Source organism: Acidovorax sp. (assembly GCF_047607405.1).
In the GTDB taxonomy this organism is placed as follows: Bacteria; Pseudomonadota; Gammaproteobacteria; order Burkholderiales; family Burkholderiaceae_C; genus Acidovorax.
This window is the reverse complement of sequence record NZ_JASGDA010000004.1, coordinates 23,404-38,163: the sequence shown is the minus strand read 5'-3', so window position 1 is coordinate 38,163 and position 14,760 is coordinate 23,404. Positions and strand designations below refer to the sequence as shown.

Genomic DNA, 14,760 nt, shown 5'->3' with positions numbered 1-14,760 from the left:
GAGTATTTTTGGCCTCTAGCGCTTATGTAGCAAGCACTATAAGCTATTATTTTAATAGCAAATCTATCGTTTCTTCCAGTCGAAATCCGGCAGGAAGATCCGCTTGGAGAACGTGCCGTCCCACTCCACGGCGAACCCGGCCTGCCGGAGTGCGTCGGCGATCTTGGCGCCGATGCGGGGGCCTTCGGTGGCCTTGGCCCGAGGGTCCAGCGGGCCAAAGGACAGCAGCAGGCCCCCGCCCTGGAGCACGCGCTCCAGGTCCTGGCCATGGTAGAAGCAGTAGCCCGCGACGGTGTCCGGCGCCGGGTGCTCGGCCAGGGCCTGCGACACGTCGTCGTAGCCGTCGCTCTGGGTGTAGCCCGCGTTGTGCAGGGCGATGATGCCCTGGCGGTTCAGGTCGTTGAAGACGGACTCCAGCCGGTCGCAGTCGGTGACGGCGGGCCAGTGGCGCTTGTGCTCTTCGTGCTTGCGGAGGGCCTCGTCGATGGCCCGGGTGACCAGCGCCTCGTCCAGCTCGCCAGGGTCGTACAGGTCTTGCAGCAAGATCTCGACGATGCTGTCGCGGTCCTCGAAGCCGCCGCGCACGAAGTGGGCGATCTCGACGAAGACTTCAGGGGGCAGGGACATGGTTCTTTCCATGAAAAAAGCCCGCCCCCGCGTGCAGGGACGGGCCTGGCGGTCAACGCATTGATTACAGCGAGTCGATGAAGCTGCGCAGCTTGTCCGAGCGGCTGGGGTGCTTCAACTTGCGCAGCGCCTTGGCCTCGATCTGGCGGATGCGCTCGCGCGTCACGTCGAACTGCTTGCCCACTTCTTCCAGCGTGTGGTCGCTGGTCATCTCGATGCCGAAGCGCATGCGCAGCACCTTGGCCTCGCGCGGGGTCAGGCCGTCCAGGATGTCCTTGACCACGTCGCGCAGGCCGGCCTGCATGGCGGCGTCGATGGGCGCCGTGTTGGCGCCGTCCTCGATGAAGTCGCCCAGGTGGCTGTCGTCGTCGTCGCCGATGGGGGTTTCCATCGAGATCGGCTCCTTGGCGATCTTCATGATCTTGCGGATCTTGTCCTCGGGAATCTCCATCTTGGCGGCCAGGATGGACGCATCGGGCTCGAAGCCGAACTCCTGCAAATGCTGGCGGCTGATGCGGTTCATCTTGTTGATGGTTTCGATCATGTGGACCGGGATGCGGATGGTGCGCGCCTGGTCGGCGATGGAGCGCGTGATCGCCTGGCGGATCCACCACGTGGCGTAGGTCGAGAACTTGTAGCCGCGCCGGTATTCGAACTTGTCCACGGCCTTCATCAGGCCGATGTTGCCCTCCTGGATCAAGTCGAGGAACTGCAGGCCCCGGTTGGTGTACTTCTTGGCGATGGAGATCACGAGGCGCAGGTTGGCCTCGATCATTTCCTTCTTGGCGTCGCGCGAGGTGGCTTCGCCCTCGTTCATGCGTTTGTTGATTTCCTTCAGCTCGGGCAGCGGCACGACCACGCGGGCCTGCAGGTCCATCAGCTTTTGCTGCAGTTCCTGGATGGGCGGGATGTTGCGCGCCATCACCGTGCTCCAGGGCTTGCCAGCGGCGGCCTGCTTCTCGACCCATTTCAGGTTGAGCAGGTTGGGCGGGAACTCCTTGATGAAGACTTCCTGCGGCATGCCGCACTTGTCCACGATGATGCGGCGCAGCTCGCGCTCCTTCTTGCGCACGTCGTCCACCTGGCTGCGCACCATGTCGCACAGCTTCTCGATGGTCTTGGCGGTGAAGCGGATGGTCATCAGCTCGGCCGACAGGGCGTGCTGCGCCTTCATGTAGGCGGGCGTGCCGTAGCCTTCCTTGTCATAGACCTTGTGGACCTTCTCGAACAGCTCGCGCAGCTTGTCGAAGCGCTCCAGCGCCTGCTTCTTGAGTTCTTCGAGCTTTTTGGTCAGCGCCTTGCTGCCGCCCTTGCCGTCGTCGTCGTCGGCCTCGTCGAACTCGTCGAAGTCTTCCTCGGCCACGTAGTCGTCGGCCTCGTCGGGGTTGGAGAAGCCGTCCACGATGCTGGAGATGACGACCTTGCCCTCGCGGATTTCCTCGCCCATGTTGAGGATCTCGGCGATGGTGGCGGGCGATGCGCTGATGGCTTCCATCATCGCCATCAGGCCGCCTTCGATGCGCTTGGCGATTTCGATTTCGCCCTCGCGCGTGAGCAGCTCCACCGTGCCCATTTCGCGCATGTACATGCGCACGGGGTCGGTGGTGCGACCGAACTCGCTGTCCACGGTGGACAGGGCGGCTTCGGCGGCTTCCTCGGCTTCTTCTTCGCTCGCGCCCGTGGGGGCGTTGTCGGTAATGATGAGCGCCTCGGCGTCGGGCGTCTGCTCATACACGGCCACGCCCAGGTCGTTCAGCGTGGTGATGACGGCTTCGAGCGTTTCGGCGTCCACCAGCTTGTCGGGCAGGTGGTCGGAGATTTCGACGTGCGTGAGGTAGCCGCGCGTCTTGCCCAGCTTGATCAGGGTCTTCAGGCGCGAGCGGCGCTTGGCCAGGTCTTCCTCGGACAGGACGGTCTCGTCCAGGCCGAACTCCTTCATCAAGGCGCGTTCCTTGGCCTTGCTGATCTTCATGCGCAGCGGCTTGGCCTTCTCGACCGTGGCCACGGCTTCGGGGGCTTCCTCGACCTCGCCTTCCAGGTCGGATTCGATGTCGGACAGGTCGGCGTCGTCGCCGCTCTCATCGCTGGCAGCGGCCTTGGGCTTGCGGCCGCGCTTGGCGGCGGGGCCCTTGGCCTCGGGGGCGGCCTTGGCAGGGCGGCCGGGGCGCTTCTTGGTGGCTTCTTCTTCAGCGGGCGCGGCGGCTGCAACTGCGGCCTTGGCGCGGGCGGGTTTCTTCTTGAGTTCTTCGGCGGTGGGCTGCGCCTTGTCTGCGGTCTTTTTCACGGGGACGGTTTTCTTCACTTCTTTCTTGGCCGCCACGGCGGGCGCCGCCTTTTTGGCGGGCGCCTTGGCGGGGGCCTTCACGGACGTTTTCGCGGGCGCTTTGGCGGCGGGCTTCTTGGCGGGCGCGGCCTTGGCGGCAGCTTTGAGCGGCTTCGCAGCAGGTTTTTGAGCGGGCATGAACAACCTCAGAATCGAAAACATGGATACAAGGAAAACGCAAGCGCCACAGAGCCCGGCGCGGGTGACGGCGCGATGCCTGCAAGGGCCTTCGCGCTGGAGGAGGAGTCCTCAGGGGCAAGATGTCTGGGCGATCATTTGGTGTGCAGTCCTTGCGATGGGTGGGCCAATGTGCGCGCGATGGTCACGGCGGCCCGGCTCGGAGGTGCTGCTGTCGCTCTTGCCGGTAGCTAACCCTAGATTATACCGCCAGCGCGGATTTCAAGCCTGCAACAGCGCCTGGCGCCTGCGCTCCAGCGCGCGGTAGCGCTCCAGGGCGGTGGGGTCCTGGTCCACCTGCAGCACCAGCAGCTTCTGCTGCTCCTGGATGTCCTCGACCTGCATGCGGGCCAGCAGGTCGCGCAGCTCCAGGCGCAGCTCGCGCAGGTCGCCCTCGGTCTGCGCGTGCGAGCCGGTCATGACCTTGAGGGCCAGGTCCTCGCACTCGTGGTCGCGCAGGCTCTCGCGCAGCACGGCCCAGGGCAGGGGGCCGTGCTCGTGGAACTGCGCTTCCAGCCAGCCGAACAGCGGGCCGTGGGGCGCGGGCCGGGCGCACAGGGTGGCGTGGTCGTCGTGCGTCAGCTCTTCCAAAAAGGCCATGTGCGACAGCAGCAGGCGCGCCGCATGGTCGGCGCGGCTGGCCGTGGGGGTACGCGGCAGGCGCGGCTGGGGCGGCCAGGGGGCGGCGTCCTGGTTGCGGCCCTTCCAGCGGCCTTTCCAGTCGCCGCCCTGGCGCAGCGGGGGCCGGGCCTGCGGCTGCCAGGTGCCGGTATCGGCGGGTGCGTCCCAGGCGGGCGCTTCTTGTGCGTAGGCGGCAGCGGGGGGGCTGGCGGGCGCGGCGCGGGGCGCCTCGCGCGCGCTGGCCGCGCCCCACAGGTCCGACAGGTCCTGGGCCTTGAGCTGGGTCAGCTCCGCCAGCTCGGCCAGCAGCTGGCGCTTGAGCACGCCGTCGGGCAGGGCCGTCCACAGCGGGCGGGCGTTGCTCGCCATGTGGGCGCGGCCTTCGGCGGTGGCGAGGTCGCAGCCCTCGCTGGCGGCCTCGACGAGAAAGCGCGACAGCGGCACCGCGCCTTCCACCTGGCGCGCGAAGGCGTCGGTGCCGTGGGCACGGATGAAGCTGTCCGGGTCGTGCTCGGCGGGTAAAAACAAGAACTTGATGCTGCGCGTGTCGCTGGCGTGGGGCAGGGCGCCGTCCAGCGCCTTGCGCGCGGCGCGGCGGCCTGCGCTGTCGCCGTCGAAGCTGAACACCACCGCGTCGGTGAAGCGAAAGAGCTTGTGGACGTGCTCGGGCGTGCAGGCTGTGCCCAGCGTGGCCACGGCGTTGGGAAAGCCGAGCTGCGCCAGCGCCACCACGTCCATGTAGCCCTCGGTGACGAGCGCGTAGCCGTGCTCGCGGATGGCGGTGCGGGCCTCGAACAGGCCGTACAGCTCGCGGCCCTTGTGAAACACGGGCGTTTCAGGCGAGTTCAGGTACTTGGGTTTGTCGTCGCCCAGCACGCGCCCGCCAAAGCCTATGCACTCGCCTTTCACGTTGCGGATGGGGAACATCACCCGGTCGCGGAAGCGGTCGTAGCGCTTGCCGCCGTCGTCCGGGTTCACGATGACCAGGCCGCTTTCTTCCAGCAGCGGGTCGTCGTAGTGCGGGAACACGCTCGCCAGGCTGCGCCAGCCCTCGGGCGCGTAGCCCAGGCCGTAGCGCTTGGCGACCGCGCCCGAGACGCCGCGCCCCTTGAAGTAGGCCACGGCCCGCTGCGACTCGCGCAGGTGGCGGCGGTAGGCGTCGCCCGCCTTTTCCAGCACGTCGGTCAGCGTGGCCTGCTTCTGGCGGGCGGCGGCGGCGCGCTCTTTTTCTTGCGGCGACACGTCGTCGTCCGGCACTTGCAGGCCCACTTGCTGGGCCAGGTCGTGTACGGCCTCGACGAAGCCCATGCCCGCGTGCTCCATCAAGAAGCCGATGGCGTTGCCGTTCTTGCCGCAGCCGAAGCAGTGGTAGAACTGTTTGGACGGGCTGACGCTGAACGAGGGCGACTTCTCCCCATGGAAGGGGCACAGCCCCATGAAGTTGGCCCCGCCCTTCTTGAGCTGCACGTAGCGCCCCACCACCTCGACCACGTCGGTGCGGGCCAGCAACTCCTGGATGAAAGACTGGGGGATGGACACGGGCGCATTGTCCCCGAAGAACGCGTTGGGGCTTGATGTGCTACTGATAGGATAGCTGCAGGTGCTTGTGTATCAATAGCTAGAGGCCAATTTGGCATTCAAGGGTGAATGGACAGGAGTGATGCGCAATGGACTATTCGGTGGTCTGGATGGTGGTGCTCGGCGCGGCGCTGGCGGGCTTTGTGCAGGGCCTGTCGGGCTTTGGCTTCGGCATGGTGGCCATGGCCTGCTGGGCCTGGGTGCTGGAGCCGCGCCTGGCGGCAGCGCTGGCCGTGTGCGGCGCGCTCACCGGGCAGATTCTGGCGGCGCTGTCGGTGCGCCGGGGGTGGGACTGGAAGCGGCTGCTGCCCTTCGTGCTGGGCGGGCTGGCGGGCATTCCGCTGGGCGTGGCGCTGCTGCCGCGCCTGGACATGCAGGCTTTCAAGCTGGTGCTGGGCACGCTGCTGGTGCTGTGCTGCCCGGCGATGCTGATGGCGCAGCAACTGCCGCGCATCGCGCGCGGCGGGCGGCTGGGGGACGCGGTGGCGGGGCTGTCGGGCGGCATCATGGGCGGGCTGGGCGGCTTCACCGGAGTGCTGCCCACGCTGTGGTGTACCTTGCGCGGCTTCGACAAGGACGCGCAGCGCGCCGTCATCCAGAACTTCAACCTGTCGATGCTCGTTGTGACCATGGCCACCTATGCGGCCACGGGCCTCGTCACCCGCGCCACGCTGCCCATGCTCGCCATCGTGATCCCCGCCATACTGGTGCCCTCGTTCCTGGGCACGCGGCTCTACCTGGGCATCAGCGAGGCGCGGTTCAAGCAGGTGGTGCTGGGCTTGCTCACGCTGTCGGGCGTGGCGATGTTGGCGACCAGCCTGCCCAAAGTGCTGGCGCGGTTTGCTATCTAGTTGATAGCTGCTTACGCTTGCTGCACGGGCGCTGGAAGCCAATTTGGCTTGAAGTTCAATCCCCCATCACGACGCCCTCGCGGCGCGGGTCGGCGCCGCCCAGCCAGAGCTTCTTGCCATGCGCATTGCCCAGCGTGATGGCCTGCAGGCCGCTGGTCATGTTCATCTCGCGCACCTCGGCGCCGCGTGCGCGCAGGGCCTCCACCGTGGCGGGCGCAAAGCGCTTTTCTTCCAGCAGCGTGGGGCCGTTCATGGTGCCGAAGTTGGGCAGGTTGATGGCCTGCTGCGGCATCAGCCCCCAGTTGAGCACGCCGTACAGCGTCTTGGCCGTGTAGTGGATGATGGCCGCGCCGCCGGGGCTGCCGCCGCTCATCAGCAGCTCGCCCGTGGCCTTGTCGAACACGAGGGTGGGCGACATGGACGAGCGCGGGCGCTTGCCGGGCTGCACGCGGTTGGCGATGGGTGCGCCCTGCGCATCGGCGGGGGCGAAGCTGAAGTCCGTCAGCTCGTTGTTCAGCAGGAAGCCTTTGACCATCTGCCGCGCGCCGAACTGGTCTTCGATGGTGGTGGTCATGGCGATGGCGTTGCCGTAGGCGTCCACGATGCTGATGTGGCTGGTGCCGTACTCGGGCTGCGCGGGCATGGGCGCGTAGCTGGCCTTCACCGCGCCGGGGTTGCCGGGCTGGGCCACCTTCATGCTCTGCGCGCCGATGAGCTTGGCGCGCTCGGCCAGGTAGGCGGGGGCCAGCAGGGTGGTCCAACTGCCGCCCGGGGGCTGCACGAAGTCGGGGTCGGCCACGTACTGCGCGCGGTCGGCAAAGGCCAGGCGCGCGGCCTCGGTGTACAGGTGCAGCCAGTCGGCGGACGGCAAGCCGTCCTGCAGCGGCTTGGCGGCGGCGTCGGTGTTCTTGAGGATGCCCAGGATCTGCCCGATGGCAATGGCGCCCGAACTGGGCGGCGGGAAGCCGCAGATGCGGTAATCCTTGGCCTGCACCTGGTAGTCATGGCACAGGGCCTCGCGCTTCTTCGGCTGGTAGCCGGCCAGGTCGGCCAGGCTGAGCTTGCCGGGGTTGGTGGGGTGCTTGGTCACCTTGTCCACGATGGCCTGGGCCACTTCGCCTTCGTGCAGGGCACGGCTGCCATCGGCGGCGATGCGGCGCAGCACGGCGGCCAGCTCGGGGTTGCGCAGGTTGAAGCCCACGTCGCGCGCGTCGCCGTCGGGCTTGTAGAAGTAGGCGGCGGCTACCGGGTCTTTCTTCAGGTGCGCATCGGCCCGGGCCAAGGTGTTCAGCCGCGCGCTGACCTTGAAGCCGCCCTCGGCCAGCGTGATGGCGGGCTGGAACAGCGTGGCCCAGGGCAGTTTGCCATGCTGCTGGTGCGCCATCTCCAGCATGCGCACGGTGCCGGGCACGCCCACCGAGCGGCCGCCCACCACGCCGTCGTAGAAGGGCAGGGGCTTGCCGTCGGCGCCCAGGAACAGCTTTTCGTCGGCGGCGGCGGGCGCCGTCTCGCGCCCGTCATAGGCTTCGACCGCCTTGCCGTCGTAGTGCATCAGGAAGGCGCCGCCGCCGATGCCGCTGGACTGCGGCTCCACCAGAGTTAGCACCATCTGCACGGCGATGGCGGCGTCGATGGCCGAGCCGCCCGCCTTCAGGACCTGGTAGCCCGCGTCCGTCGCCAGCGGGTTGGCGGCGGCCACAGCGAACTTCTCGGTGGCCCAGCCGGGCTTTTCGGTGTAGCCGGACGAGCCCTCGGGCTGGTCGGGCACGGTGTAGGCAAACTTGGATGGGGTGCTGGCGCAGCCTGCGAGCAGGGAGGCGATGGCGGTGGCGGCCAGCAGGTGACGGGGGGTGGGCATGGGGCTTCTCCTTCGTGGCAAGAAGCGGCCATCGTACGTGCGCCGTCCCCAGGGCGGCGCTTCGTTACATTGCGCTACAGCGCACGGAATTTAAGGTGTTTTAGGGCTCCAGCGCTTATGGGGTAAGTGCGAGATGCTATTAATTAAGAAGCAAAGTAAACCCTTTCCGCAGCGGATTCTCCTCATCAGCCAGCAATTTGCAGGCCATCGCCAGGCACGCAACGATGATCATGGGCTTGACCAGCTTCGGCCCCACGCGCACGGCCGCCCGTGCCCCAAGTTGTGCGCCCGCGAAGGCGGCCACGGCCATGGTCAGCGCAATGGGCCAGATGATCAGCCCGCTCATGGCGAACACCGAGAGCGACCCCAGGTTGCACGCGGCGTTGGCCAGCTTGGTCATGCTCATCGCCTGCATGATCTGCAGACCGCACAGCGCCACGAAGCCCACCAAAAAGAAGGAGCCAACGCCAGGCCCGAAGAATCCGTCGTAGGCCCCCAGCACAGGCGCGACGGCGAAGGTGAATGCCCCCAGCGAAAGGCGCTGCCGTCGCTTCTGGCCTTCAGACATCGAAGGGGTCAGGGCGAAATAGGCGGCTATCAGCACCAAAAGAATGGGGACAAGCGCCTGCAGCCACGCCTTGTTGACCAAGCTGACCAACGTGGCGCCCGCTATACCCCCAATCGCCGAAAACATCACCAGGCCGCGCCCGGCTTTCCAGTCGATCATGCCCTTGCGGGCGAATGCTGCAGTTGCGGACACCGTAGCAGCGGCAGCCTGCACCTTGTTGGTGGCGATGGCGTTGACAGGGTTAACTCCGGCAACCATTAGAGCCGGTAAAGTGATCAAACCTCCTCCTCCGGCTATTGCATCGAAGAAACCAGCGGCAAACGCAACCCCTCCAAGAATGCCTAATAAGCTAATATCCATGAACCCATTCTTTCTAAGTTTATTAATTATTCATCCGTGTACCAATAAAGGATCTTGGGAGTATGCAATGGGCTCCGCATATCTGGAGTAGCCAAATAATCGAACAAGAACTCTTCTGTTGTCTTGTAAAATATCACGGCAATGAAGGGCGCGAGTGTTATTGATAATGATTGCCGAATGCTGGGATAAGGAGTGCTGGAACGGGGTGCATGCGCCAATTTCTTCCTTGAAAGCGTCAAATGCTTTTTTGACTGAAATTGGAGCCTCTTGCATTACGGAGAATCGATAGGTGTTGAATCTTGCCGAAAAACCACCATTTTCATCAAATGAAAGTATGGATATCTGACTGCCATCCTCTCCCATTCCCTCGACAAATGAATCACTCCGCGTGAACTGAAACCATGGTGTCGCCAGCGCTAGGCATCGATCTATACCAAGACTCTTCAAAATACTAGGAAGCGGAATGACAGATGTTGGCTCATGCTGAGGATTCCACAATGCGGAGAGGATCAGCGAGGAGGGCGATGGAGAATGTCCAGAATGTGACCGGCCGGCACACCAGTAGGGAGCCTCAGTATGTGGACCTAATGCAAGGCCAGAATGGGAACTTAGCTCAGGATTTTGAGATTCTGACCTCAAAGGGGATTTGCCACCGCCTTTTATGTTGGCGACCACTCGAATTATTTTTGCGTCGTTATCGATGTCATAGGCGAAGGCTAAATTGTCAACTAATTTAAGGAGAATTTGATTTCGCGCACCGAGTTGGATGATGTCCTTCCTCTCATCAATCTCCCTGAGTGATGGAAGAGCATCAGGTGGATAATTTTCCGAGATGGGAAGCATTCCTTCAATGATCAGGGTCGATAATCGTCCTTCTCCATATGTCCTTAGAATTTCGGCTTCTGTTGCTCCAAAGGTCTGCTTGATTTCGGTGGCGAATCCTGCTGCTTTTGTTCTTGTTCCAGGAGCTTGCGGTCCCCCAAGATCTGCCAATTCTTTTGAAAAGCGACAAATTAGCTTTGCCTGTTGTAAATCCAACTTAAGCGTGCGTACCTCAGGCCAATTTGCCGCGATTGATTCATTTGTGCGCGCTTTCTCAATAACTTGATCCATAAATTGTCCAAATAGTCAAAACGATCCCAATAGCCATTTTTGGCGATTTGGAATGATCAAAATTTATTCAATGCGTTATAAATTGAATAAGCGCAGTACTTTATTTCTTTAAAAAGAGTATGTCTATATACAGTGTTGCCCTGTCTGGTGTATAACAGTTGATTTTTCTAGTATGAATAAGCTTTCTCGATATCAGCAGATCGCCCAGCAATTGCGCACCGCCATCGAAGCCGGGGTCTTACCTGAGGGCGCCCGCGTGCCGTCCGTGCGCCGCCTGGGCCGCGAGCATGGAGTGAGCGAGTTGACCGCGCTGCAAGCGCTGCGCGTGCTGGAGCAGGAGCGGCTGGTGGATGCGCGCCCCCGCTCTGGGTTCTATGTGGCGCGTCGGCGCGGGCTGGCGGTGCCTGCGCCCATGGAGCTAGCGCCGGTGGATGAGCAGACTCGGACGCACTTGTCCATCATGGGGTCGCCGTGCCGTGTGCGGCTCGATCTCGCCAACGGTGAACCCGGGCTGTATCCAACGGGGAAGTTGAGCGTGCTGATGCGCCAACTGGTCTATCGTGACCCCGGTTTGCTGGGTGCGCCCCTGCGCGGTACGGGCTACCCGGCGCTCAAGGAGCAGATCGTGCGGCGCGCATTCGACTATGGCTGCACGCTCCATCCGGACGAAGTGGTGGTGACCCATGGCTGCGTGGAATCCTTGTCGTTGGCCCTGCGCACAGTGGCGCGCCCGGGTGACGGCGTGGCGGTGGAATCGCCCACGTATTTCGTGATCCTGCGGATGCTGCGCAGCCTGGGGCTGCATCCGGTGGAGATTTCCACGGGCGAGGAGGGCATGGATCTGGATGCCCTTGAAGCCGTGCTGCGGAGCGGCAAGGTGACGGCGGTTTTGAGTATTGCCAACGCCAACAACCCCACGGGGGTCACGCTGCCGGTGGAGCACAAGCGTGCGTTGGTCGCGCTGGCACAGCGGCATGGCGCCGTGGTGATCGAGGACGACATCTACGGCGACACGCACTTCAGCGGCGAGCGCCCACTGCCCTTGCGCGCGTTCAGCGAAGAGGTGATCTTGTGCAGCAGTTTTTCCAAGACGCTGGCACCGGGCATCCGGGTCGGCTGGGTGGCGGCTGGCCGGTGGTCTTCACAGATCGCCGCAGAGAAGTACAGCTCAACCATGGGCACCGGCCTGTACGCGCAGGCGGCGATTGTGGAGTTCTTGCGCTCTGGCGGCTATGACCTGCATTTGCGCAGGCTGCGGCAGACGCTGCACAAGCAGGTGGGGAGCATGCGTGCGGCGGTGCTGCGGGCGTTTGCGCCTGGCACCCAGGTGTCCAGCCCGGATGGCGGCTACGTGCTGTGGGTGGCGCTGCCGGACGGCAGCCCCAGCGCCCGCACGCTGTTCGAGCGGGCGCGCCAAGAGGGCATCGGCATTGCGCCGGGGCATCTGTTTGCCACCGACGGCCGCTTTGACCATTGCTTTCGGCTCAACGCGGGCTTTGGCTGGAATGCGCAGGTTCGCGAGGCGATTGAACGCTTGGGAGAATTATCAGTGTTTTAGGGCTCCAGCGCTTATGGGGTAAGCGCAAGCAGCTATTGAAAGAGGAGCGATCTCACGTGCGCACCGGCCCGGCGCGCCCGTCCTCGACCACGAAGCGGGCGAGCGTGCGGGCGCCGCTGTCGGCGCGCAGCGGGTCGTCCAGCACGCGCAACTGTGTGGTCCAGCGCGCGGGCGTGATGTCCGCCAGGCCGTAGCCGCGCTCGTCGCAGCGGGCCAGCAGCACGTGCGGGTTGTGGCGCGCGATGGCGTCCACCTTGTCCTGCGTGGTGCCCGAGCGCGAGCTGATCGAGGTGCCGCAGAACTCGCTGGCGAGCACGGGGGATTCTGGCTGGGCGCGCAGCTCGCACACGTAGTTCTGGTGGATGTCGCCGCCCAGCAGCACGGTGTTGCGCGGCGTGTGCCGGGCCAGGGACTGCAGCAGGCGCGCGCGGGCTGCGGGGTAGCCGTCCCAGCTGTCGGTGGCGACCATGCCGGATGGGTAGCGGCGCGGCGCAAACAACGTTTGCTGGGCCAGCACGCTCCAGCGTGTGGATGCGGCTGCGTCATGGGCCAGCCCGGCGTCCAGCCACTGCTCTTGCGCATGGCCCAGGAAGCTGCGGGCGGGGTCGGCCAGCTCGGCGCAGTCGGCGGCGCGCACGCCCGAGGCGCTGGCGGAGCCCGGCGCGCGGCACGCCTGCCAGCTGCGGTACTGGCGGCTGTCCAGCAGGTGGATGTGCGCCAACTGGCCCCAGCGCAGGCGGCGGTAGATTTGCGGCGCGCTCCGGTCGGCCAGCGTGGCGGCGCGCAGGGGCATGTTCTCGTAGAACGCCTGCCAGGCCGCGTTGCGCAGGGGCAGGAAGGCGGCGGCGTCGCCCCGGCCCGCGTCGGCGGCGTAGTCGTTCTGCACCTCGTGGTCGTCCCAGGTCACGGCCCAGGGGCAGGCGGCGTGGGCGGCTTGCAGGGCGGGGTCGCTTTTGTGCAGCGCGTAGCGGTCGCGGTAGTCGGCCAGCGTGGTGGCCAGGCGCAGCGCGTGGGTGCGGGCCAGGCCCTCGGTGGCCTTGGGCGTGGCGTATTCGTAGATGTAGTCGCCCAGAAAGAGCACCAGGTCGGGCTGGTCTGCCGCCACGTGCCGCCATGCGGCGTAGTGGCCGTGTTCCCAGCGCTGGCACGAGGCCCAGGCGATGCGCAGCCGCTCGGGCAGGTCGTCCGCCGCCGGGGCGGTGCGCGTGCGGCCCATGGCGCTGACGGCGTCGCCGAGCATGAAGCGGTAGTGGTACCAGCGGCCTGGCTCCAGGCCGCGCAGCTCCACGTGGACGCCGTGGCCCAGGTCGGGCAGGGCGGTGGCCTCGCCCTTTTGCACGATGCGGGCGAAGCGGCTGTCGTGCGCAAGCTCCCAGCGCACCGTGTGGGGGCCGGGGTGGTCGGTCAGAAGGCGTGTCCACAGTACCACGCCATCGGGCGTGGGGTCGCCGCTGGCGATGCCGAGGGCGAAGGGGTACTGTTGCAGCGCAGGTGGACTGGCCCAGGCCCAGCGGGGCAGGGCGGCGGCGGTGGCTGCGCTGGCGGCTTGCCGCAGGAAGGCGCGACGCTGCTCAGGATGCATCAAAAGGTCATGCCGCCATGACGCGGTTCTTGCCGGAGCGCTTGGCCAGGTACATGGCCTGGTCGGCGCGCCGCAGCGCGTCGGTGCTGGCCTCGCCGTCGTGCAACTGGGCCACGCCCGCACTGAAGGTGATGAGCACCTTCTCGCTGCCCTGCAGGAAGAAGCGCGTGGTCAGCTCGCGCTGCAGCCGCGTCATGGCGGCCACGCCGCTCTCGGCCGTGGTGTCGGGCAGCACCAGCACGAACTCCTCGCCGCCGTAGCGGGCGAGCAAATCCTGCGGGCGCATGACCTCGCGCGTGACCTGCGCCAGATGCACCAGCGCCGCGTCGCCACCCGCGTGGCCCAGGCGGTCGTTGATGGTCTTGAAGTTGTCCACGTCCAGCAGCGACACGCACAGCGGCGTGCCCATGCGCCGCGCGCGGGCCACCTCGCGCTCCATGGCTTCGTCCAGGCCCTTGCGGTTGAGCGAGCCGGTCAGCGGGTCGTGCCGCGCCTGGGCGCTGGCGCGGTCGAGTTCTTCTTGCAGGCGGGTCACCTCGGCGTGCTTGGCCTCGGTGCGCTCGCGCAGGTCCTGCAGCTCGTCGTGGGCCACGCGGCTGTCCAGTGCCATGGCGCGGGTGGCGGCCATCACCTCTTGCAGCACGGGGGCGATCTCGTCGAGCGTGGTGGCCTTGCCGATCAAATCGGCGCAGCGCGCCATGGTGCCCTGGTAGGTGGTGCTGGACGCGGTGATCTTCGCCAGCCGGTCGATGAAGGCCGCCAGCATGTCCTTCATCTGTTCCTGGGCCTCGACGGTGCGCGCCTTGGCCTCGGTCTGCTTGAAGATCACGTCCCGGAGCCTGCGCTGCACGTCGTCGAGCCGCCGCAGGGTCAGCGGCGGGGTGGACGCGGCCATCAGCGCCTCGGCCTGGCCGCGCAGCCAGCGGTCTTCGGCGCTGAGCACGGCGATGTTCTCGAACACCATGTGCAGCAGGTCCAGCAGGCTGGCGCGCACGGCGGCCTGCTCCTCGGCGGCGAAAGACAGCCGGTAGGTGAAGTTGCCCAGCATGAGCTGGGCGCTGGAGATGAGCGGGGCGGGCTCTTTCAGGAAGGTGACGAGCTGGCTCGCCATCTCGGTCACGCGGGCGTCGTCTTCGCCCAGTGCGGGCAGCGTGTTGTCGATGAGGCGCGCCAGCATCTGCGCGAACTCCTGCGGCAGAACATTGGCCGCCCCGGCGTCTGCGGCGGCGTCCGCCGGGGCCGACGATGCGGCGGGGCTCAGGCCCAGGTTGGCATAGCCCACCAGCACGCTTTGCAGCGCAGACCAGTCCTTGTTGTTGACGGCCCGCTCGAACTGGCCCAGCAGCCGTTTCTGCGCGGGAGTCTGGCCGGGCAGCACCCGCAGGATCTGGTGCAGCGGGCCTTCGGGGAAGGGCTGGGCACTGCGCGTGCCGGCGATTTCGTCATACAGCGCCAGGTAGTTGTCCGGCGTGGGGGGCAGGCGCCGGGCGGCGAGCAGCTTGAGCGTCTCGCGCGCTATGTCGGAAGGAAGGCGGTCGGCCATG

At 65.8% G+C, this 14,760-nt stretch carries 10 protein-coding genes; 2 read left to right on the top strand and 8 right to left on the bottom strand.

The window, feature by feature from the left end:
* Window positions 1-63: 63 nt before the first annotated feature.
* The 3 genes from QM569_RS00825 to dnaG form a co-directional block, all read right to left on the bottom strand.
* Window positions 64-627 carry a DUF6891 domain-containing protein gene (locus tag QM569_RS00825; protein ID WP_414985317.1) on the bottom strand — a complete coding sequence of 188 codons (564 nt, stop codon included), beginning with the start codon at window positions 625-627 and terminating at the stop codon, window positions 64-66.
* Between the two features lie 64 nt (window positions 628-691).
* Complete coding sequence (gene rpoD / locus QM569_RS00820; RefSeq protein ID WP_414985316.1) at window positions 692-3,088, bottom strand: RNA polymerase sigma factor RpoD; 2,397 nt, start codon at window positions 3,086-3,088, stop codon at window positions 692-694.
* 261 nt (window positions 3,089-3,349) lie between these two features.
* Window positions 3,350-5,287, bottom strand: coding sequence for a DNA primase (dnaG, locus tag QM569_RS00815; protein WP_414985315.1), 1,938 nt, complete (start codon window positions 5,285-5,287; stop codon window positions 3,350-3,352).
* Window positions 5,288-5,415: 128 nt separating this feature from the next.
* Here dnaG and QM569_RS00810 point away from each other — a divergent pair, with 128 nt between their 5' ends.
* On the top strand, window positions 5,416-6,177 hold the full coding sequence (locus tag QM569_RS00810) for a sulfite exporter TauE/SafE family protein (protein ID WP_414985314.1): 762 nt from the start codon (window positions 5,416-5,418) through the stop codon (window positions 6,175-6,177).
* 55 nt (window positions 6,178-6,232) lie between these two features.
* On the opposite strand, the gene QM569_RS00805 is transcribed toward QM569_RS00810, so the two are convergent.
* From QM569_RS00805 to QM569_RS00795, 3 genes are all read right to left on the bottom strand, one after another.
* Window positions 6,233-8,035 carry a gamma-glutamyltransferase family protein gene (locus QM569_RS00805; protein WP_414985313.1) on the bottom strand — a complete coding sequence of 601 codons (1,803 nt, stop codon included), beginning with the start codon at window positions 8,033-8,035 and terminating at the stop codon, window positions 6,233-6,235.
* 139 nt (window positions 8,036-8,174) lie between these two features.
* Entirely contained in the window at window positions 8,175-8,963 is a 789-nt protein-coding gene (locus QM569_RS00800; protein ID WP_414985312.1) for a TSUP family transporter, read from the bottom strand.
* A gap of 30 nt (window positions 8,964-8,993) precedes the next feature.
* The gene (locus QM569_RS00795; RefSeq protein ID WP_414985311.1) at window positions 8,994-10,076 is read right to left on the bottom strand and encodes a hypothetical protein; all 1,083 of its coding nucleotides are present in this window, start codon (window positions 10,074-10,076) and stop codon (window positions 8,994-8,996) included.
* 172 nt (window positions 10,077-10,248) lie between these two features.
* Here QM569_RS00795 and QM569_RS00790 point away from each other — a divergent pair, with 172 nt between their 5' ends.
* Window positions 10,249-11,634 (top strand): PLP-dependent aminotransferase family protein, encoded by a 1,386-nt coding sequence (locus tag QM569_RS00790; protein ID WP_414985310.1) that lies wholly within the window; start codon window positions 10,249-10,251, stop codon window positions 11,632-11,634.
* Window positions 11,635-11,686: 52 nt separating this feature from the next.
* Here the strand turns inward: QM569_RS00790 and QM569_RS00785 are convergent, their stop codons facing one another.
* The gene (locus tag QM569_RS00785) at window positions 11,687-13,216 is read right to left on the bottom strand and encodes an alkaline phosphatase D family protein (RefSeq protein WP_414985309.1); all 1,530 of its coding nucleotides are present in this window, start codon (window positions 13,214-13,216) and stop codon (window positions 11,687-11,689) included.
* 7 nt (window positions 13,217-13,223) lie between these two features.
* Window positions 13,224-14,759, bottom strand: a complete 1,536-nt coding sequence (locus tag QM569_RS00780; RefSeq protein WP_414985308.1) for a diguanylate cyclase — start codon at window positions 14,757-14,759, stop codon at window positions 13,224-13,226.
* Between the last annotated feature and the right edge of the window lies 1 nt (window position 14,760).